Below are 21,819 nucleotides of genomic sequence, written 5' to 3' on the forward strand. Positions count from 1 at the left end.
GACTCGCATAAAGTCGACCCGGATAGGGTTTAAATACGCAAAATATCCGAAAATTTGACTGCACTTTTCATGTCATTTCCTATTAGTAAAAAATGTTGTTCATAAAGTGTGGTTTATTACTTAATCATTATTTGCTTCATCAAATAACAAGGAGAAAATCATGAAAAAATGTCGGTTTTGTTTATTGAAGAATAATAGTGAATGCTGGTGTAGCGTGGTGCGCCACCGCTTGCGCCTTGGTACGCCGCGTCAAAGGCGATGGTCAGATAGCCCTGTTCGGCGAGTTTTTACGCGTACAGACCCGCCACTTGCTCTTTCACGCCGCCGTTCGGGTGGGCGACGACGATGGTCGGGTATTTTTTGCTCGGGTCAAAATTGGCGGGCGTATAAACGTTGGCGGCGACTTCGATGCCGGTCTGTTTTTGCACGTATTTGACGAGGTGGATTTGCACTTTGCCCGCCACGTTTTGGGTGATGGCGTGGTCGTAAGTCAAAGTGAATGGGTTGTTGCGGTAGTCTGCTGCCATAGCGTTGCCTCCTAGTGTTGCGGTTAACATGATGGTTAATAAAGTGGTTTTGAGACGTTTCATTTTAAATCCTGCCGGTTGATTGATCGATGGAACGCATTATAGGGATTTGTGTTGGTTTGATAATCGGGGTAAATCTGAATAGGGTTGTGAGAAAAATTCAGTAATAGGCTTTCAGACGACCTTGGCATTTGCATTATGATGAAAATTGATCCCGAAATTTGGGCGAGTTTGCATTGTGGTGCAAATGTTCCTTTGGAAAAATGTTCCTTTGGAAAAGTGTGGGGAATTGGTATTTTTTCCTATGAAAAAGTGTGATTTATGTGAAATTACACAGCATAGCAAAGACTGGATTTACTGGCTCTTACTCTTACCCAAGTACCTGCCATAACTAGCCATACAGGCGGAAAAACGCTATAATATGTAAAATTATTTAATTAAATTAATAAGATAACATTCAGTATGAAATACTCCGCATTAAGACAAAAATTAGATTTCAGCGATACCGATCAGCTTGCTCATTTAACCCACTATTTGCACAACGGCAGTTTTTCTCCCAATCAGATATGCGAAACTGCGGCTGATTATTTTTCGCAAAAATACAATTTAAATATACAAGAAATGTTACCGCTTGAATGGGACATTCCTTTTCCCAAACCGCTTCATGCCGAATTTACCTTTATTGATTTATTTGCTGGCATTGGCGGTTTTCGTATTCCCTTGCAAGAATTGGGCGGACAATGTGTGTTTTCATCAGAATTTAACAGCCACGCCCAAAAAACCTATGAGATGAATTTTGGTGAAATGCCTTTTGGCGATATTACCGCCATTCCTTTGGATTTAATTCCCCAGCACGATGTACTCTGTGCAGGCTTTCCCTGCCAACCGTTTAGTATTTCGGGCAAGATGAAAGGCTTTGAAGATACTCGTGGCACATTGATTTATAACGTTTTTCAAATTATTGAAGCCAAAAAACCGAAAGTCGTTTTTTTAGAAAACGTAAAACATTTGGTTTATCACGATAATAAACGCACGCTTCAAACCATCATCAGACATTTAGAAGAACTCGGCTATTTTGTTCAAGCCAAAGTGTTGAATGCCACCGACTTCGGCTTGCCACAAAATCGTGAGCGAATCATCATTATTGCCAGTCAAGAAAAAGCATTTGATTTTTCAAAATTAAAACATCGCCCCAAAGCTGTTTTAAAAGATTTTTTGGATAAATCCAATCAATTTGAATATTTGGACGAGCCTTACACCATTTTAACCGAACAAAAATTACAAAAATCGGGGCTGATTTTTGCAGGCTATCGCAATAAAGCCATTCGTAAAGCAGGCGTACGTGAAGGAACAGAAAATTTATCCCGTGTTCACAAACAGCCCAACCGCATTTACTCCACTGATGGTGTACACCCAGCATTGCCGTCTCAAGAATCATCGGGGCGTTTTTGGATTTGGCACGACAACCAAGTCCGCAAGCTAACGATTAATGAATGTTATCGGATTATGGGCTTTCCCGACTCATTCAAAATGATAGACAGCAAAAGCGAACAATACCGCCAAATCGGCAATTCTGTGGCTATTCCGATGATTAAAGCGGTGGGCGAACAAATTAAAGCGCAATTTTTACAAGGAGAAAATAATGACTGAGATTAATGTAATGGAATTTTTGAATCAGGCTTGTCAGAATGCACAAGAAAAACTAGGTTCAAACGACAAAGCGCAAACCGATTTAACAGATTCAATCAGACAGCCTTTTGATGTGGTTTTAGCATATTCTGAGTCTGCTAAAGGTGTATTAACCGTAGTTTTAACCAGCTTGGTTTATAAAATCAATTATCCCCAACAAGATATTCGCAAACATCAAACCAGTATTGAAGATGGCTATTCAGGCAGAACGTTTGATAGTAAAAATATTACGCCTTTTTTAAAAGCACAAAAATTCCCAGCAATGGCAGAAAGTGGTTGGCTAACTCGGTCATTGGAGCAAAAAGTGCCTTATGACAAGGACTATACAGGGGCAATCCGACCTGCTGAGCTTAAAACTGCTTTTCTAAATGCAATCGATCTGATTCAGAAAAATCAACATTTAACTAAAATTCTAGATTATTTGTTACAAAAACTGATTTTGCAGCGCAATGCACAAGAAATTGATCTTGCCAAACCGCACAATTTACCGATTAATACGATTATTTCTTTGCTGACCAAACAGTTCAATGCTAAATACAATGCAGACGGAGCTTCAAGATTGCCAGTATTGGCACTTTATGCTGCTTATCAATGTATGATTTCAGAAGTTAAACGTTTTTCAGGCAAACAACTGTTATCGTTAGAAAATCACACATCTGCCGACAGCCGTAGCGGACGAATTGGCGATATTGATATTACAGACGAACAGGGTAAAGCCTTTGAAGCGGTAGAAGTCAAGCACGGCATTCCAATCACAGTTCAACTAGTTAAGGACGCATTTGAAAAGTTCAAAACCACACAAGTCAATCGTTATTATTTGCTTTCTACGGCAGATATTAATGAAAATGAAAAAGTAGAACTAGAAAAAGAAATAGAACGAATCAAAAATATCCACGGTTGTCATGTTATCGCCAACGGCTTAATCTCATCGTTGAAATATTATTTGCGTTTATTGGAAGATACTTCCAAATTTATTGATTTTTATGTCAATCTGTTAGAAACAGACAGTACATTGAAATACGAACATAAATCAACATGGAACAAAATTATTTCAGATATGTAAGTTTAAAATGACCACCAACCGCAACTTCAACGACCTCTACGCTTTCACCCAAATCGTCAAGCTCGGCAATTTTAGTCGGGCAGCGCAGGCGTTGGGGGGGGCAGCCGTCGGCGCTCAGCCACCGCATGAACGATTTAGAAAACCGCTTAAATACCAAGCTGTTAAACCGCACCACCCGGTCGATGTCGCCCACGGAGGCGGGGCAGCGGCTGTATGAGCGGATTGCGCCGATGTTTGGCGGGATTCAGGAGGAGCTGGCGACGCTTGCCGATTTTGGCGACAAGGTTCGGGGCAAGTTGCGGATTAATGCGCCTGAAAATCCTGCTTTTTACCTGATTTACTCGAAAATTCGCTCTTTTTTGGCGCAATTTCCCGAAGTTGATGTGGAGATTTTGATTAACAACAGTTGGTCGGACATCGTGGCGCAGGGCTTTGATTTTGGCGTGCGGCCGCTGGGCGATGTGGCGCAGGATATGGTCGCCGTGCCGATTTCGGGCGAGCGGGCGATGTGCGTGGTGGCCGCGCCCGAGTATTTGCGTCGCCACGGGCAGCCTGAAATACCGTCCGAACTCACAAGCCACCGCTGCATCGTACCCGCGTTCAACGCTTTTAACCGTTTAGACGACTGGGAATTTTTCCAAAACGGACAAATCCACCGCGTGCGCGTGCCCGCCAGCCTCACGTTTAACAGCACGACACTCATCAAAACCTCCGCGCTGGACGGCTTGGGACTGACCTGGCTGCCGTACTACGCCGTCGCCGACGAACTCGCCTCGGGCGCACTGCTGGAAATTTTCGCTCACGTCCGCGCCATCTATCCGCCGATGGACTTGTACTACCCGCCCAACCGCCACAAAACGCAGGCAGCGGAGGCGTTGATTGAGTGGTTGAAAATAGAAAAGGTCGTCTGAAACTCAACTTTCAGACGGCCTTTTGATTTTAATTTTTTAGCAAAGCCAAAGAATATTTCATCATTTCCTACTGGGAAAATATGTTGTTTATAAAGTGCGGTTTATTGCTTAATCATTTATCCGTACAATCCGCCTCATCAGATATTAAGGAGGCAACGATGAAAAAAATGCCTGTATTGTTTGTCGGGCATGGTAGCCCGATGAATGTGTTAGATAAAGAAAACCCATTCAATCAGAATTTCAGCCTAATTACGCAAAAGTTTGCCAAACCGAAAGCCATTTTGATGATTTCAGCGCATTGGTATAGCAGCCGTTTGCAGGTTTCATCGGGCGAACAGCCTGAAATGATTTACGATTTCTACGGTTTTCCTGAAGAACTCAGCCAAGTGCAATATCCGGCGCCCGGTTCGCCTGAATTGGCGGAGCAAGTGCGGTCGTTATTACAACCGGAAAATGTCGATCTGAACCCAACGCGCGGTTTTGATCATGGCACTTGGGCGGTGCTGAAATTTCTGTATCCCGATGCCGATATTCCTGTGGTGCAACTGAGTCTTAACCGTTTGCAACCAGCGGAGTGGCATTTTAATTTAGCGAAAAAATTATCTACTTTGCGTGAACAGGGCGTGTTGATTATCGGCAGCGGCAATATTGTGCATAATCTAAGAGCGATAAGCTGGGAACATATTGATCAAATCGGTGCAGGATACGACTGGGCGTATGCGTTCCGTGATCACATTAATCACGCAATGACCACGCAAAATAACGATGAATTGGTGCATTATGAGCAATTTGGTGAAAATGCGGCACTTTCCGTACCCACACTTGATCACTATTTGCCACTCTTGTATGTAATGGCGTTGCGTGAGTCGGATGAAAAAGTGGCATTTTTCAATGATCATTTGATTGCCGGTTCATTGAGTATGACGTCTGTGTTGGTGGGTTAAAATGAACGTAAGACTTTATATTTAAATCACTACATTGGTTGTGAATTAAAGTTTGTTAAAAAAGCTCACAAAAAATCCCCTAAATTAAATATCTAGGGGATTTTTATTTTTAATGAGATGTGATTATTTCATGCCTTTCTTAACCAAATCTTCATAACCGCCATGGTTGGTGACATTGGTATAGCCGGCTTTTTTAAGCTCATTCAATGCAGACTCTGCACGGCGGCCACTGCGGCAGTAGAGGTTAACCGGGGCATCTTTATCCGGGCTAACGGATTGGATGCGTTCAAGGATTTGATCGTGAGGAATGTTCACCGCATCTTGTAAATGGCCTGCGTTAAATTCTTCGGCAGAGCGAACGTCAATCCAAACGCCTTTTGTGTTTGCTTGCTGGGCCATCGCTTTTTCTGTTTCTGGCATAGAGGCTGCAGAGGCAGCTAAGGGGGCTGTCATCGCAGCAGCGAAAACGATCGCAGTCATCAATTTTTTCATGATTTAATCTCCTTTTATATGGATGGTTATGTGTTTTGAATCGCCCATTATGTTACTCGCAAACACGGCAGTAATAAATGGCAAATTAGCCTCAAAATGAGATGTTTCATGAATCGTTTTGATAGGAAATTTTAGGGAATTTAGGCAGAGCTCAAGCGATCAGAAGTTGAGTTTTGAAAAACATCTAAAAATCTGACCGCACTTTGAACTATTTCACACTCAATCTCACCGCCACGGTTTCGCCAGCCTCAAGAGTGTGATGGATTCGCGCGGTTTCTACGCATACCATGGTTTGATAGCCGTTTTCTGACATGCTGCTTGTGGCTTTGTGCCATGGGTTCCATAACACCACATCGCTGGCATTTTGATGTGTCACGAATAGGGTGCGTTGGTTGGTTTGGTCGTGAATTTCCGTTGGTTCCTGTGGGGCGACATAAATGCAATCCACGTTTTCATTGATGGTGCGTGGTGAAGGCACGGTTTCCTGCGATTGGGTCAGGGAGTTAAAACAGGTTGTTGGCAGGTTGACGATCGTTGTGTTAGCGATGTTGCCAATGTTGAAATAACTGTGTAGCGCCAGTTGCACGTTTTCCATGCCGGTTTCGCCGTAGTGAGTAAAGCGTACATCGCAATGTTCGGTGAACAGCATTTCAATTTTAGCCAAAATGAGGTGGTGTTTTGAAAACAACGAAAAAACTAACCGCACTTTATCGCTGCCAATCTCATAGTTGCTTAGTTGCCACAGGCTGGTGCGCGCGAAACCGTGCGCCGGTGTGCCGGCATTATTAAACCATGGATAGCAAATAGGAATACCGCCGCGAATGGCGTTACCGGCTTTAAACGGCTCGATATCACTTAACCACAGCACGTCTTGCTTGCTATGTACCGGTTTCCAGCTGAATAAATGCGCACCTTGTAAGGCGATTTTTGCGGTGCCGACGGCGTGGCGTAAATGTAAAACGGGAATGTCGTTGTAAGCATATAAGCTCAATTCCGGCGTGATTTGTTGTTGTAATTGAATGTTCATCATCTTGTCCTTGTTGATTCAGAAAGAGGGGAAATCTGCTATACTGTGCCGACTTTTTAACAGGTGAAAAATAATGGCGTATTCAAAACAAATTAGCAAGGCGTTTTCCTCAGACGGTGCATTGAGCGCCCATATCAAGGGCTTTCGTCCCCGCGCAGAACAGGTCGATATGGCGACGGCGGTGGGCAATGCTATTGAACAGCAAGGGGCGTTAGTGGTGGAAGCCGGTACGGGGACGGGCAAAACCTTTGCGTATTTGGCGCCGGCGTTATTGGCGAAAAAGAAAACCATCATTTCCACCGGTTCCAAAAACTTGCAAGATCAGCTGTTTAATCGCGACTTGCCCGCCATTCAAAAAGCCCTCGGGTATAGCGGCAAAATTGCTTTGCTCAAAGGGCGGGCTAATTATTTATGTTTAGAACGTTTGGAGCAGGTGATTGCGCAAGGCGTGCTGGGTGATCGTAGTGTGTTGCACGATTTATCCAAAGTGCGCAAATGGCGCAATGCCACGAAGACTGGGGATTTGTCCGAATGTATTGAAATTGCCGAAGACAGCCCGATTTTGCCTCAACTCACCAGCACGGCGGAAAGTTGTTTGGGGAGTGATTGTCCTAATTATGCAGATTGTTTTGTGGCATTGGCGCGTAAAAAAGCGTTGAATGCGGATTTGGTGGTGGTTAACCATCACTTATTTTTTGCCGACATGGCAGTGAAAGAAAACGGCTTTGGTGAATTGATCCCGAATGCAGAAGTGATTGTGTTTGATGAAGCGCACCAACTGCCTGATATCGCCAGCCAATATTTCGGTCAATCGGTGACATCCCGCCAACTTTTTGATTTATGTAAAGACATTCAAATTACCTACCGCACCGAAGTGAAAGATATGAAACAGCTTGGTGTGGCGGCAGATCAGCTGTTAAAAATCGTGCAGGATTTTCGTTTAATGTTGGGGGAAGGCAATTTGCGCGGTAACTGGCGGCAAATGCTGCAACAAAGTGCGGTCAAAAAAGCCTTTGATTTTTTACTGGAAAAACTGAATTTCACCGCTGAAGTGGTAAAATTGGGCTTGGGGCGTTCGCAAACGCTAGACAGCATTTTTGAGCGCATTGCGCAGTTACAAAATCTACTTAAACGCCTGACGGAAACAGAAATCACCGGCTATTGCTATTGGTTTGAATGTATCGGTCGCCAGTTTGGGCTACACATTACGCCACTTACTGTGGCGGACAAGTTTGGTGAGCAAATGGCGAAACAAAAATGCGCCTGGATTTTCACTTCAGCCACGCTGGAAGTAGGTGGCACTTTTGCCCATTTTTGCCAGCGTTTAGGTATTCAACAGGCTGCGCAGAAAATTCTGCCAAGCCCCTTTAATTATGCGGAGCAATCCTTACTATGCGTGCCACGTTATCTGCCGGCAACCAATCACAGCGGCACGTTCACTCAATTAGGCAAGATGTTACTGCCGATTATCGAAGCCAACCAAGGCCGTTGTTTTGTGCTTTGTACATCTTACGCCATGATGCGTAGCCTGGCGGACTATTTTCGTGAAAACAGTGAACTGACGATTTTATTGCAGGGCGAGACGGCGAAAACCACCTTGTTGGAACAATTTATTTCCCAATCGCACAGCGTGTTGGTGGCCACCTCCAGTTTTTGGGAAGGCGTGGATGTGCGGGGCGATGCCTTGTCGCTGGTGATTATCGATAAACTGCCGTTTACTGCGCCTGATGAGCCTTTACTGAAAGCCCGCATTGAAGATTGCCGTTTGCAGGGCGGCGATCCGTTTAACGATATTCAAATTCCCGAAGCGGTGATTACGTTGAAGCAGGGCGTAGGACGGTTAATTCGTGATGTGACCGATCGCGGTGCTGTGATTATTTGCGATAACCGTTTGGTGATGCGACCTTATGGGGAAACCTTTTTGCGCAGTTTGCCGAATTTTAAACGTACGCGGGATTTGCACAAAGTGGTACAATTCTTAACAACTTTAAAGACAGACGATAACAACGAATCAATATAAATATGAAAAATGTCACATTATTAGCTTTGGATACCGCAACAGAGGCTTGTTCTGTTGCTTTGTTACGCGGCAGTGAAAAAACACATTTAGCGCAATTTGCACAGCGTGAACACACCAAACATATTTTGCCGATGGTGGATGAAATTTTGGCTCAAGCAGGCATTACGCTACATCAAGTGGATGCCTTGGTTTTTGGACGTGGTCCGGGCAGTTTTACCGGTGTGCGTATTGGCGCTGGTATTGCTCAAGGCTTAGCCTTTGGGGCTGATTTGCCGGTGATTCCAGTGTCCAATTTAGCCGCAATGGCACAAGCTGCCTATGTGCAATATCAGGCGGAAAATGTGCTGACAGCGATTGATGCCCGTATGAATGAAGTGTATTTCGCCCAATGGCAGGCGCAAAAAGTGCGGTCAGATTTCGGCGAGTTTTTAGATTGGCAGCCGATGATTGCCGAGCAGGTGTGCAGCCCATCAAAAGTCATTGAGCAAGTGGCTCAACAACATCATGAAAACACCGTTTTAGCAGGAACTGGCTGGGCGGCTTATCCTGAATTAAGCGACGCGAATCTTGGTAAAACGACGGATATCACTTTGCCTTCCGCTTTATATATGCTGGATTTGGCATTGCCAAAATGGTTTGCCGGCGAGACCATCAGCCCGTTGGAGATTGAGCCGATTTACTTACGCAATGAAGTGACGTGGAAGAAATTGCCGGGGCGAGAGTAGATTTTAATCACCTTTTGAGAGGAGCATTAAAATGAGCAAAAAAATAGGGTTAATATTGACCGCACTTTCTCTTGTTTTAACCGGTTGTGTGTCGGCGCCGCAAGGGTTAGAGCCAAAACAATTTGATGCGTTAAATTTAAATAACATTCAACCGCAAGATTATGACTGCCGTTGTGTGAAAGTGCGTTTGGGCGGCAAAGTGATTTCCGCTACTGCATTAAAAAATCAGACAAAAGTGGAAGTGTTGAATCAAACGGTCGCCTATTTCTCCGCAAAACCAATGATTGATAGCCACAGTAACGGACGTTTTATTGCCTACTTAAACGGCTTCGTGGATCCGGAAAACTTAAAAGATCAATACATTACCGTTGCCGGTGTGTTAAGCGGCAAAGAGCTGGGCAAAATTGATCAAGCGGATTACAGCTATCCGGTGGTGCAAGCCCATCAATATCGACTTTGGAAGTTAGTACAAGAATATTATTACGATCCGGACGACATGTATGATTACGGACCGTTTTATCCATACGGCTGGTGGGCGCCGAGATTCATGTGGGCCGAACCACGTCTTCGCTATAATTTGTATTAAGTTTAGGCGGAGTGTTAGAATTCCGCCTCATTTTATAAAAATAAAGAAAAAAGATAAGGAATCATCATGACTAAACCTTGGTTTCAAAATTATCCGGAAGGTTCTGAGCGTGAATTGGATACGTCAGAATATGATTCGATTTTAGATATGTTTGATAAAGCGATTCGTGAACATCCCGACCGCGCTGCTTATATTAATATGGGACAAGTGTTAACGTTTCGTAAATTGGAAGAACGCAGTCGTGCTTTTGCGGCCTATTTGCAAAATGAATTGAAGTTAGAACGTGGTGATCGTGTGGCATTAATGATGCCGAATTTGTTGCAATATCCTATCGCGTTATTTGGGATTTTACGTGCCGGCCTTGTGGTGGTGAACGTGAATCCGCTTTACACACCACGCGAGTTAGAACATCAACTTCAAGACAGTGGCGCTAAAGCCATTGTGGTAGTGTCTAACTTTGCCTCTACGTTAGAAAAAATTGTTTTCAACACCTCTGTGAAACACGTCATTTTGACCCGTATGGGCGATCAGTTGTCTTTTGGTAAACGCACATTAGTGAACTTCGTGGTGAAATACGTGAAGAAACTCGTGCCAAAATATAAGTTGCCAAGTGCGGTCACGTTCCGTGAAGTGTTGAATGTGGGGAAATATCGTCAATATGTCCGTCCGCAAATAGAACGCGATGATTTGGCCTTTTTGCAATACACAGGTGGCACGACGGGCGTAGCAAAAGGCGCGATGCTGTCGCACGGCAATATTATCGTGAATGTGTTTCAAGCCAAGTGGATTGCCCATCCTTTTGTGGGCGATCGTAGTCGTGAACGATTAGCCATTTTGGCCTTGCCTCTGTATCACGTTTTTGCCCTCACCGTGAACTGCTTGTTGTTTATTGAATTGGGGGTGACTGCCGTATTAATTACGAACCCGCGTGATATTCCGGGTTTCGTAAAAGAACTGAAAAAATATCCGTTTGTGGCAATTACCGGCGTGAATACCTTGTTTAACGCCTTGTTAAACAATGACGAGTTGAAGAACGTGAATTTTTCTGCCTTAAAACTTTCTGTAGGCGGCGGTATGGCGATTCACCAATCCGTTGCCACTCGTTGGCATGAATTGACCGGTTGTAACATTATTGAAGGTTACGGCATGACAGAATGCTCTCCGCTAATTGCGGCGTGCCCGGTGAATGTGGTGAAGCATAACGGCAGTATTGGTGTGCCGGTGCCGAACACCGATATTCGCATTGTGAAAGAAGACGGCACTGAAGCAGCTCTCGGTGAAGCAGGGGAGTTATGGGTGAAAGGCGAACAGGTGATGCAAGGGTATTGGCAACGCGCAGAAGCCACCGCAGAAGTGATCAAAGACGGTTGGATGGCAACCGGTGATATTGTGATCATGGATGAAAGTTACAGCTTGCGCATTGTTGATCGCAAAAAAGACATGATTTTGGTGTCCGGTTTTAACGTGTATCCGAATGAAATCGAAGATGTGGCGATGTTAAACAATAAAGTGGCTGAAGTGGCGGCAATCGGCGTGCCAAATGACGTGTCCGGGGAAACCATCAAACTCTTCGTCGTGAAGAAAGAGGAAAGTTTAACCCGCGATGAATTACGACAACACTGCCGCAAATATTTAACCGGCTATAAAATTCCAAAAGACATTGAGTTCCGTGAAGAATTGCCGAAAACCAACGTGGGTAAAATTTTACGTCGTGTTTTACGTGATGAAGAAATTGCGAAACGTGCGACAACTGCCTAAGTTATTTTATTAATCAATGCGAGAGAGAATGTCGCTTTACAGCACATTCTCTCCTTTATTTCTATGACATATCAAATAAAAGAATGTAACACCCCGCCACGCTTTCGATTAATTACTGATGATCAAGCGTTGCTTGATGTTTGTGAACAGGCAAGAACACAAAGTACGGTGGCATTAGACACGGAATTTATTCGAGTCAGAACTTTGCACCCGAAATTAGGGTTAATTCAATTGTATGCCTGTGATGAAGTGGCGTTAATTGATCCGACAACGATTCAGGATTTTTCCCCTTTTATTGCCTTACTTGCTGATGAAAGCGTATTAAAAGTATTGCATGCTTGCGGTGAGGACCTGGAAGTTTTTCAACATTATTTCGCGCAATTACCACAGCCTATGTGCGATACACAGGTGATGGCGAATTTTCTTGGTTTTGCCGGTTCTGCCGGTTTTGCTACGTTGGTACAACATTATTTCCACATTGAAATTGATAAAGGGGCATCACGCACCGATTGGCTAGCACGTCCATTATCAGAGATACAGTTACGATATGCTGCTGCTGATGTGTGGTATTTGTTGCCTTTATATGCACAAATGCAGACACAACTGGCACAAACCGAATGGCAAAGTGCGGTTAAAAATGAATGTGAATTTTTACTGAACAAACGGGCTCATGCTGTTAAAAATCCTGATACGGCTTATTTTGCGATTCCTAATGCGTGGAAGTTAAATTCCCTAGAATTAATGCGTTTAAAATTGCTGGCAAAATGGCGCATGGAAGAAGCCATGAAACGGGATTTAGCGTTAAATTTTGTGGTACGTGCAGAAAACTTATGGCAAGTGGCAAAATACAATCCGAAGAACACATCGACTTTATTAGAGCTCGGCTTAAGCACGGCAGAAGTTCGTATTCACGGTAAGAAATTGCTACAAATTATTGATCAGGTGAAACGCATTTCAGAGGGTGATTATCCGCAGCCAATTCAACGTCTGGCGGATGATTCGCGCTATAAAGTTGCGTTGAAAGCAATGCAACAACAATTAATACAGATTGCGCCGGCGAATTTACCGAAAGAAGTGATTGCCAGTAAGCGTCATTTAGAAAGTCTGATGAAGTGGCACTGGCGAAAAGAAACGGAGGATGAACCGCCGGAATTATTAAGTGGTTGGCGTAAACCATTTGGTGAAAGCCTGTTGGAATCCTTAAAAGCATTTGATGCATAAGATATTTAAATAAAAAAGTGCGGTGAATTTTTACGACGTTTAAAAACGTGTTGAAAATTCACCGCACTTTTTATTGATGGTGATTATTGCAATTTCTTACCTTCAAACTCACCATTGAGACTTTCTAAGAAAGAAGTAATGTCATCAATGTCTTGCTGTTGTGGTTTCACATTGCTTTGGTATTGCAACATAATACGAACAGCTTCTTTCAAGTCTTTTGCAGACGCATCGTGCATATAAGGCGCAGTTAATGCGATATTACGCAATGACGGCACTTTAAAGCGATGCATATCATACGGATCCTTGGTTTGAGCGAAACGACCTTGATCGGCTTCAGTGATTGGTGTGCCACGATCTTTGAAGTAATCGCCGTAAATACCCATGTATTCGTAAGATTGTCCACCCATATTCACACCGGTATGGCAGGTGTCGCATTTATGTTTCTTAAACAATTCGTAGCCTTTTAATTGCTGTTCATTTAATGCGGTTTTATCGCCTTTTAAGTAGCGGTCAAAATCGCTATTTGGGGTGATTAAGGTTTTTTCATATTCACCGATAGCGTGGGTTAATGTCGCTTGGCTCACTTCAGGATACACTTTTAAGAATTCTTTTTTGAATTCTTCATCCTGTTTAAATTTCGCTACGATGTCATCCCAGGTGTGGCTACCCATTTCAACCGGGTTAATCGGTGGTCCACCTGCTTGATCGGCGAGATCGATTGCACGACCATCCCAGAATTGGACGAAGTTAAATGCGGCGTTAAATACGGTTGGCGCATTGATGCCGCCTTTTTTGCCTTCAATACCGATAGAGACATCCAAGCGGTCAACCCCACCTTTATCGAGTTGGTGGCAGGTTTCGCATTGAACTGTGCCATCTTGAGAGAGACGGTCATCCATAAAGAGTTTGCGACCGAGTTCAATTTTGACAGGATCAGTCATGATGGAATCCGGAATTGGTTGGATCAGGCTGTGAGGATTTGTCCCTTCCGTATTTGCCGGTAAAAAGGCTTTACGTTGTTCGCGAATCCAATTTAATAGCGTGGTTTTTTCGTTTTCATCCGGACGACTGCCCCAGTGAAGATGACGGAATGTCGCTACCGGCATTTCGTTATTTTCAATCACGCGTTCAAGTTTTGCTAAATCAACTTCAGATAATTTACTTGGATCTTTTAAGCCATCCAGTAATTTATTTAATAAAAAGACGCGTTTACCTGATTCAATATCGCGACTTAAGATGGAATCCGCTAACGGAAGATTAGCATAGAAAGGCAAATCAACATTAGGGGAGTGACAATATTGACAACCGTTATCTAACAAGATTTTAGCAACCTGTTGTTGTTCAGCAGAGTAATTGCCTTCAGCAAGTAATTTTTCTGACTGCCCCTTATCATATAGATGAATATACCCAACAACGCCTAAATAACCTGCAATCGCGATGACTGCGGCTTTAAGTGCAAATTTTTTCATAATCATGCTCCAATATTAAAAAAGTAAAAAAAGCAGGGCGATTATGGCTAAAAACAGAATCTAACTATATGATTTAAATCAATAAATTTAATTTGAAAAAGCAATGGATTTAATCGCTTTTATTAATCAAAAATAGGTAATTGGGTAAAAGGAATGCACAAAGAAGGCTTGAAAATACCATAAATAAATCTAATTGAAAAAGAATTATCAATAGACAAAAACTAAATTTTGGTGGGCAAACGATGCTAGGAAATTATTTTTCTATAAAAGAGAACCGCGCCGAATTCGACGCGGTTCAGTTTCACCCGAAGGTGAGTTCATGGTTTTCCTATGCGCTAGGAGTGACGCCAATCTAACAAAATCAATTTGATGTTCAACTTGACTTATTTTAAGCCTTTCCTTTCATTCTCGCTTTTTGAGAGAAGCAGAACGCCACAAATGGGAATGTATCTAGTGATGCATATAGTTGCTACCGTTCTCCGGTAGCTGAAACGTTCGTTACGTAAATCCTAAGATATTCGCCTTGACTCCGTCCCTTTCACCGCTGTTGCTACTTTATAACGACTAAAGAAAGAAGCGCCAACACTCATGTTGAAGCATTATAGTTATAATAGGAAGAGGCCTTTTACGCTTAGCTGATAGCCTTGTTGAAGAGTGCCAAGGAATTATCAAATTGATCTTGTGTGTAATTCTCTTTCTATATCGAACCCTTCCGAATTATTCATAATAGAATTCCTTATTCTCACGTACAATCAAACGTTGTTTTTCAAGTAGAGCTAAAACTGTTAATGCTATTTTCGATAATTGTCATAAGGAGAGGGGTACGCGTTTAATAAATAAGGGTAACACCTTATTTTATTCATTAAAGAGAAAATAAAGATTAAGAGAAAGAATATATCGAATAATTGGGAATTTATATTTGGTGGGTCGTGAAGGATTCGAACCTTCGACCAACGGATTAAAAGTCCGCTGCTCTACCGACTGAGCTAACGACCCTAAAGGATTGATATTAAATAAGGATTTTTTAAAAGGTGGATTATCTTTAAAATGGTGCCCGAGGCCAGACTTGAACTGGCACGCCTCGAAAGGCGAGGGATTTTAAATCCCTTGTGTCTACCGATTCCACCACTCGGGCTTGGAGCGGGAAACGAGGCTCGAACTCGCGACCCCGACCTTGGCAAGGTCGTGCTCTACCAACTGAGCTATTCCCGCGTCATCATTTAGCAGCGCTAAACAACGGAGTGCATTTTACTCATTTATGATTGTGAGTCAAATAGAAATTTTAAAAAATTATTTAACTGCTTAAAAAAAATTCAACTTTGGAAAAAACTCAAAATAAAAATACGGCCAAAAACGACCGCACTTTTATTCGCGTAAGTCTTCTAATAGGCTGTCTTTAGCCGCATTCAGATATTGCAACATAGACCAAATTGTTAAAATGGCAGCAACATAAAGCAGAATTATGGCAATGATTTCCATTGCGGTGTTATAACGCCATAATAATCCGCCTAATGCGAGCATTTGGGATGTGGTTTTTACTTTGCCTAACCAAGATACTGCGACTTTACTGCGGCTACCTAATTCAGCCATCCATTCACGTAAAGCAGAAATAATAATTTCTCTTGAAATGACCACGATTGCGGGAATCGTAATCCAAAAAGTATGGTTATATTCCACCACTAAGACCAAACCCGCGACCACCATAATTTTATCCGCGACAGGATCCAAAAAGGCTCCGAATCGGGTGGTTTGTTTCCATTTTCTTGCTAAATAGCCATCAAGCCAATCGGTGACACCGGCAATGAAGAAAAGTAGAGTAGTTAAGAAAGGCGCCCAATCGAAAGGTAAATAAAAGGTAATAACAAAGAAAGGAATCAAAATAACGCGAAAAATCGTAAGAAAAATGGGAATATTAAGTTTCATGATTCATTTTGCTAGAGGTGAATAGTGTGCTTATTCTAAATCAGATTCTTCCCTTTTAAAATGCCAATTTAGAAATTTGATTTAAAAAGAAACTCTAGTGATGATAAGAATTTGGCGTTAATATTTTTAACGGCAAAAACGACCGCACTTTTACTCGATTTTTTTATTATTTTATAGGATGTCATCATGTCAGAAAAATCTCTTGCAACCGCGTTAGTTCATGCGGGCAGAAAAAAACGTTATACCCAAGGCGCCGTTAATCCAGTGGTGCAACGTGCTTCTTCTTTGGTTTTTGATTGTTTAGCCGATAAAAAACACGCCACAATGAATAGAGCAAAAGGTGAACTCTTTTATGGCAGACGCGGCACACTAACACATTTTGCTTTGCAAGATGCAATGTGTGAATTAGAAGGTGGTGCAGGTTGCTATTTGTATCCTTGTGGTGCTGCCGCTGTGACAAACAGCATTCTGTCCTTTGTACAAACCGGTGATCATATCTTAATGACCGGTGCGGCTTATGAGCCTACACAAGATTTTTGCAATATCATTTTGCAAAAAATGGGGATAGCAACCACATATTATGATCCGATGATTGGCGAGGATATAGCCCGCTTAGTTCAACCGAATAGTAAAGTCTTATTTCTTGAATCGCCGAGTTCGTTAACCATGGAAGTGCCTGATATTCCAGCCATTGTGAAAGCGGTGCGAAAAGTAAATCCGGAAATCGTGATTATGATTGATAACACGTGGGGCGGTGGCGTTCTTTTTAAAGCTTTAGAACATGATATTGATATTTCCATCCAAGCGGGGACGAAATATTTAGTGGGACATTCTGACGTGATGATCGGTACCGCCGTGTCTAATGCTCGTTGTTGGGATAAATTGCGTGAGCATTCCTATTTAATGGGACAAATGGTGGATGCCGATAGCGCTTATACGACAGCTCGTGGTTTACGCACGTTGGGTATTCGATTAAAACAACATGAGGAAAATAGCATTAAAGTGGCACAATGGTTGGCACAACAACCTGAAGTCAAAGCCGTATATCATCCGGCATTGCCAAGCTGCCCAGGGCATGTATTTTTCCAACAAGATTTTCTTGGAGCAAGTGGTCTATTTTCATTTGAATTAAAACAAAAGCTTACTCAACAACAGTTAGAAGCATTTATGGATCATTTTGAATTATTTACGATGGCGTATTCTTGGGGCGGCTTTGAATCGCTTATTCTTTGTAATCAGCCGGAAGAAATAGCCAAAATTCGCCCGAATATTTCACGTAAATTAGAGGGAACGCTGATTCGTATTCACGTTGGTTTGGAAGATGTTGATGATTTAATTGAAGATTTAAATGCCGGGTTTAGACGATTAAATGCAATTTGAGAACGTTTTTTCCTAAATTGACGTAGGAAAATGTGATCTGTATCAGAAAATAGGCAGAAAAAAAGGAACTTTTTATTGACGGTCTAATTTTTCTTTGGCAACATTTAGTCGCTTCGAAAGAAGTAGCTTGGACTATTCACAATTTGAAAAGTTCAAATTTACCTTAATAACAAGTAAGTTCTGAAAAAGGAATGATGATTATGAAAAAGACAGTAATCGCATTAGCAATCGCTGCTTTAGCAGCAGCAGGCACTTCAAGTGCAGCAACAGTTTATAACCAAGACGGTACTAAAGTTGAACTTGGCGGTTCAATGCGTATCTTCCTAGGTAAGTTAGGTGAAAACCAACGTGGTAATTTAGTTAACGATGGTTCCCGTATTAATATCAAAGCATCTCAAGCATTAGAAAATGGATTATCTGCATTCGCAGGTTATGAATTGCGTTTTGAGAGAGATGCTCTTAAAAACAAACAAAAGGCTGAAAATGACTTTGGTGATCCAACAACTCGTAAATTATTTGTTGGTTTAGGCTTTGAAAATGTAGGTAAATTAAGCTTTGGTCGTCAATCAACCACAGCTGATGATGTTGTAGGCGATAGCTTATACTATGATTCTGGAGCATTAAACCCATTAACAACTCGTGCAGACAAATCTGTTAAATTCAGCTCTGCTGAATTCGGTGGCTTTAGTTTCGGCGTAGATTACTTGTTTGGTAATGCTGAGAAACACACTGCAAAAAATTATAAAAATGGTTACCAAGTTGGTGCATTTTATAACTACGAAATTGCTGATAACCACAAAGTTGATGCCGCTGCAGTTTATACAGTAGATCAATATGATACTCAAGCAAGCTCTGAAACTAACCAAAAAAATCATACTTGGGTCTTAGCAACTCATTATCAATTGCAAGACTTGAAATTAGGTGCTGCTTATGGTCAAGGTGTTCATAAATATAGAACTCAAGATGACAATAACAAATCTAAGTATATTTTCTTAGAAGCTAAATATGACTTAAATGGTCTTACAGGTATTCCTACGACATTTGGTTTACAATGGGAACGTTTGAGCAAGAAATATGATACTAACGCGACAGCGCAAGATGACGGTAAAACTATCAAAAACCATTATATTGCGGTTGTTGATTACAAACTTCACAAAAATGTAGTTCCTTATGTACAATATACTCGTGCAACTGAAAAAGATAACCTTGGTCAACGTACCAACGAAAATATCTACGGTGCAGGTTTACGTGTACACTTCTAATTTGAGTTAATACTCATTAAAAAGACCGACATAATGTCGGTCTTTTTTTGTTCCTGAGTTTTTATGATTAAAAAAGTGCGGTAGAAATACTTAGAATTTCTACCGCACTTTGGTGGTAGATTTTGTTAATTTTACTTCGTTAAATCATCAAAGAAGCGTTTTACACCATCGAGGAAGCTAGAGGATTTTGGGCGCTGTTTCGTTTGCCCTTCTAAGCTTTCTTCAAGCTTCCGTAGCAATGCTTTTTGTTCTTCCTTTAGTTTTACCGGTGTTTCTACCACAATTCGACAGATTAAATCACCGGCATACCCACTACGCGTAGAAGTAACACCTTTACCACGCATACGGAATAATTTACCTGTTTGGGTCTCTTCCGGAATTTTTAACTTAACACGGCCATCCAATGTTGGCACTTCAATTTCGCCACCAAGGGCTGCCATAGTGAAGCTAATCGGTACTTCACAATAAAGGTTGCTGCCATCACGCTCAAAAATGTGATGCTCTTTCACATGGATTACAACATATAAATCGCCTGCCGGTGCCCCATTTTCACCTGCTGCGCCTTCGCCTGATAAGCGCAATTGATTTCCTGTATCTACGCCGGCCGGAATTTTTACAGAAAGGTTTTTCGGCTTATTCACTCTGCCGTCACCGTGGCAAGTTTTACATGGTTTCTCAATTTTCTTACCGGTCCCATGACAGAAATGACAAGGTTGTTCCGTTACAAAGAAACCTTGTTGACGGCGTAAGCGACCTGAACCGTGACAATGTGGACAGGTTTCCACTTTTGAACCGGCTTCAGCGCCAGAGCCATGACAAGTTTCACAAGGGGCAAGCGTATGAATTTTAATGTCTTTGGTCGTACCTTTGACGGCTTCTTCAAGGGTGATTTCAAGGTCGTAGCGTAAGTCATCACCACGCACGACACGTTGGCGTCCACGTCCGCCACCGCCAAAAATGTCACCGAACATATCGCCAAAAATATCGCCGAAATCCGCACCGCCAAAACCACCACCGCCGGCACCGAAACCTTGTTCAAAGGCGGCATGGCCGTATTGATCATAGTTGGCCCGTTTTTGCTTATCGCTGAGGACTTCATAGGCCTCTTGGATTTCTTTAAATTTTTCTTCTTTCTTTTTATCACCTTGAGTTCTGTCCGGGTGATATTGCATTGCGAGCTTTTTATAGGCACGCTTAATTTCTTTTTCATCGGCGGATTTAGAAACGCCGAGAAGTTCGTAGTAGTCTTGTTTTGCCATAATGTTTCAATTTTCCGTTTAAAATATCAAATGCTACTTTTATGATTGTTTATTGTATTACATGAACAATATCGCTAAAGACAAAATGATACCGAAAGCCAGAAATATCAAGAGCCAACACATGAATTTATTAAGGCATGGCTCGGCTTATTTTCGTTTTTTACAGCCAAACGAAAGCCAATAAACCAAAATGAGCCGTCTATATTTCTGTTACGATATGATTTTGTCGTTGTTCAAAGAGGTAGGCCGATTGCCAGCCTTAAATACGATTATTTTGCCGCATTGAAGGCTTGTTCTAAGTCAGCCAAAATATCTTGAACACTTTCAATACCACAAGAAAGGCGAATTAATCCTGCGGAAATCCCTGCTTTTTCTAATTCGACTTCACTTAATTGGCGATGCGTTGAGGTCGCAGGATGTAACGCGCAAGTACGAATATCCGCCACATGCACTTCACGCGAGGTCATTTGTAAGGCATTTAGCCATTTTGCCGCAGCGTCTTTGCCTCCCTTGATTTCAAAAGAAATGACACCACACAAACCGTTTGGTAAGTATTTTTGTTTGAGTGCGTAATCAGGAGAGCGGATTAATCCCGGATAGCTGACGTTTTCTACTTGCGGATGTTTTTCCAAAAACTCAGCGACCGTTTGAGCATTTTCATAATGACGTTGCATACGCAGCGCGAGGGTTTCCATGCCGACATTCAATAAGAAGCTGTTTTGCGGTGCCGGTGTTGCGCCTAAATCACGCATTAATTGTACGCGCGCTTTGACAATATAAGCGGCTGGGCCAAAGGTTTCTGTATAAACCAACCCGTGATATGTTTGGTCCGGTGTGCTTAATTGTGGGTATTTACCGTTATTCCAATCGAAATTTCCGCCGTCTGTAATGGAGCCGCCAAGTGCAATGGCATGGCCATCTAAATATTTAGATGTGCTATGAATAACCACGTTTGCGCCAAATTCGATTGGGCGGCAAAAATAAGGAGTGGCAAAGGTGTTGTCGATTAGTAACGGTGCCTGCGCAGCTTGGGCTAAGGCAGCAAATTTTTCAATATCTAGCACTCGTAACGCCGGGTTTGCAATGGTTTCGGCAAAAACAGCTTTGGTATTTGGACGAATAGCCTTTTTGAGTTCTTCGAGTGGCAAATCTTGATCCACAAAACTGACTTCAATCCCCATTTTTTTGAACGTATGTGCAAATAAATTGTAAGTGCCGCCATAGACACAAGAGGAAGAAATAAAGTGATCGCCGGCTTCTAAAATATTCAACATGGCATAAAACACTGCAGATTGTCCTGACGCGGTACACATTGTCGCCACACCGCCTTCAAGTGCGGTAATTTTTTCTTCTGCTGCATTCGTGGTTGGATTTGCAAGACGGGTATAGAAATAGCCAGCCGCTTGCAAATCAAATAATTTGCCGATTTCTTCCGCAGAGTCGTAAGTGTAAGTTGTGCTTTGTACGATGGGTTGAACACGCGGCTCACCATTTTTAGGGCTATAGCCGGCATGGAGACATTTTGTTGCAAATTCCATTATTTTTCCTTGGGTTGTGTTTGTT

General features: G+C 42.4%; 17 protein-coding genes, 3 tRNA genes and 1 pseudogene. 11 read left to right on the forward strand and 10 right to left on the reverse strand.

Translation table 11 applies throughout. The features are described from left to right. Positions 1-206 precede the first annotated feature (206 nt). Positions 207-590: pseudogene (locus tag J5A60_RS09535) on the reverse strand (alpha/beta hydrolase); the annotation flags it as partial. Between the two features lie 399 nt (positions 591-989). On the opposite strand from J5A60_RS09535, the gene J5A60_RS03680 reads away from it, so the two are divergent. The 4 genes from J5A60_RS03680 (at position 990) to ygiD (ending at position 5,134) form a co-directional block, all read left to right on the forward strand. Continuing rightward, entirely contained in the window at positions 990-2,177 is a 1,188-nt protein-coding gene (locus tag J5A60_RS03680; RefSeq protein WP_212510610.1) for a DNA cytosine methyltransferase, read from the forward strand. After that, positions 2,170-3,279, forward strand: a complete 1,110-nt coding sequence (locus J5A60_RS03685; RefSeq protein ID WP_212510611.1) for a hypothetical protein — start codon at positions 2,170-2,172, stop codon at positions 3,277-3,279. The genes J5A60_RS03680 and J5A60_RS03685 overlap by 8 nt, the downstream gene beginning before the upstream one ends. Before the next feature lie 125 nt (positions 3,280-3,404). Continuing rightward, positions 3,405-4,190, forward strand: coding sequence for a LysR family transcriptional regulator (locus tag J5A60_RS03690; protein ID WP_212510745.1), 786 nt, complete (start codon positions 3,405-3,407; stop codon positions 4,188-4,190). A gap of 158 nt (positions 4,191-4,348) precedes the next feature. Continuing rightward, positions 4,349-5,134: a 4,5-DOPA dioxygenase extradiol gene (gene ygiD / locus J5A60_RS03695; protein ID WP_212510612.1), complete on the forward strand. Its 786-nt coding sequence runs from the start codon at positions 4,349-4,351 to the stop codon at positions 5,132-5,134. A 123-nt stretch (positions 5,135-5,257) separates the two neighbouring features. On the opposite strand, the gene J5A60_RS03700 is transcribed toward ygiD, so the two are convergent. Together J5A60_RS03700 and J5A60_RS03705 are read right to left on the reverse strand one after the other, a co-directional pair. Further along, positions 5,258-5,626, reverse strand: a complete 369-nt coding sequence (locus J5A60_RS03700; RefSeq protein WP_212510613.1) for a rhodanese-like domain-containing protein — start codon at positions 5,624-5,626, stop codon at positions 5,258-5,260. A 208-nt stretch (positions 5,627-5,834) separates the two neighbouring features. Beyond that, positions 5,835-6,656 (reverse strand): D-hexose-6-phosphate mutarotase, encoded by an 822-nt coding sequence (locus J5A60_RS03705; RefSeq protein ID WP_212510614.1) that lies wholly within the window; start codon positions 6,654-6,656, stop codon positions 5,835-5,837. Between the two features lie 70 nt (positions 6,657-6,726). On the opposite strand from J5A60_RS03705, the gene J5A60_RS03710 reads away from it, so the two are divergent. From J5A60_RS03710 to rnd, 5 genes are all read left to right on the forward strand, one after another. Next, positions 6,727-8,673: an ATP-dependent DNA helicase gene (locus J5A60_RS03710; protein ID WP_212510615.1), complete on the forward strand. Its 1,947-nt coding sequence runs from the start codon at positions 6,727-6,729 to the stop codon at positions 8,671-8,673. A 2-nt stretch (positions 8,674-8,675) separates the two neighbouring features. Beyond that, positions 8,676-9,398 (forward strand): tRNA (adenosine(37)-N6)-threonylcarbamoyltransferase complex dimerization subunit type 1 TsaB, encoded by a 723-nt coding sequence (gene tsaB / locus J5A60_RS03715; RefSeq protein WP_212510616.1) that lies wholly within the window; start codon positions 8,676-8,678, stop codon positions 9,396-9,398. A 31-nt stretch (positions 9,399-9,429) separates the two neighbouring features. Then, on the forward strand, positions 9,430-9,984 hold the full coding sequence (locus J5A60_RS03720) for a Slp family lipoprotein (protein ID WP_212510617.1): 555 nt from the start codon (positions 9,430-9,432) through the stop codon (positions 9,982-9,984). A gap of 66 nt (positions 9,985-10,050) precedes the next feature. Further along, positions 10,051-11,742 (forward strand): long-chain-fatty-acid--CoA ligase FadD, encoded by a 1,692-nt coding sequence (gene fadD, locus J5A60_RS03725; protein ID WP_212510618.1) that lies wholly within the window; start codon positions 10,051-10,053, stop codon positions 11,740-11,742. A gap of 63 nt (positions 11,743-11,805) precedes the next feature. Then, positions 11,806-12,963, forward strand: coding sequence for a ribonuclease D (gene rnd, locus J5A60_RS03730; protein WP_212510619.1), 1,158 nt, complete (start codon positions 11,806-11,808; stop codon positions 12,961-12,963). 83 nt (positions 12,964-13,046) lie between these two features. Here rnd and J5A60_RS03735 read toward each other — a convergent pair whose 3' ends face one another. From J5A60_RS03735 to pgsA, 5 genes are all read right to left on the reverse strand, one after another. Next, complete coding sequence (locus tag J5A60_RS03735; protein ID WP_212510620.1) at positions 13,047-14,432, reverse strand: cytochrome-c peroxidase; 1,386 nt, start codon at positions 14,430-14,432, stop codon at positions 13,047-13,049. Positions 14,433-15,352: 920 nt separating this feature from the next. After that, positions 15,353-15,428: transfer RNA gene (locus tag J5A60_RS03740), tRNA-Lys, on the reverse strand. Positions 15,429-15,480: 52 nt separating this feature from the next. Beyond that, positions 15,481-15,567, reverse strand: a tRNA-Leu gene (locus tag J5A60_RS03745). Between the two features lies 1 nt (position 15,568). Beyond that, positions 15,569-15,644: transfer RNA gene (locus J5A60_RS03750), tRNA-Gly, on the reverse strand. Between the two features lie 153 nt (positions 15,645-15,797). After that, complete coding sequence (gene pgsA, locus J5A60_RS03755; protein ID WP_212510621.1) at positions 15,798-16,355, reverse strand: CDP-diacylglycerol--glycerol-3-phosphate 3-phosphatidyltransferase; 558 nt, start codon at positions 16,353-16,355, stop codon at positions 15,798-15,800. A 186-nt stretch (positions 16,356-16,541) separates the two neighbouring features. Between pgsA and metC the strand changes: the two genes are divergently transcribed. Both metC and J5A60_RS03765 read left to right on the forward strand, forming a co-directional pair. Next, positions 16,542-17,735 (forward strand): cystathionine beta-lyase, encoded by a 1,194-nt coding sequence (gene metC, locus J5A60_RS03760; RefSeq protein ID WP_006717786.1) that lies wholly within the window; start codon positions 16,542-16,544, stop codon positions 17,733-17,735. A gap of 200 nt (positions 17,736-17,935) precedes the next feature. Beyond that, on the forward strand, positions 17,936-18,997 hold the full coding sequence (locus tag J5A60_RS03765) for a porin (RefSeq protein ID WP_109103709.1): 1,062 nt from the start codon (positions 17,936-17,938) through the stop codon (positions 18,995-18,997). 131 nt (positions 18,998-19,128) lie between these two features. Here J5A60_RS03765 and dnaJ read toward each other — a convergent pair whose 3' ends face one another. Continuing rightward, positions 19,129-20,256 (reverse strand): molecular chaperone DnaJ, encoded by a 1,128-nt coding sequence (dnaJ, locus tag J5A60_RS03770; protein ID WP_212510622.1) that lies wholly within the window; start codon positions 20,254-20,256, stop codon positions 19,129-19,131. Between the two features lie 269 nt (positions 20,257-20,525). Beyond that, positions 20,526-21,794 carry an O-acetylhomoserine aminocarboxypropyltransferase/cysteine synthase family protein gene (locus J5A60_RS03775; protein ID WP_212510623.1) on the reverse strand — a complete coding sequence of 423 codons (1,269 nt, stop codon included), beginning with the start codon at positions 21,792-21,794 and terminating at the stop codon, positions 20,526-20,528. Positions 21,795-21,819 lie beyond the last annotated feature (25 nt).

Origin of the sequence: Aggregatibacter sp. oral taxon 513, assembly GCF_018128305.1 — a bacterium.
Taxonomy (GTDB): domain Bacteria; phylum Pseudomonadota; class Gammaproteobacteria; order Enterobacterales; family Pasteurellaceae; genus Aggregatibacter; species Aggregatibacter segnis_A.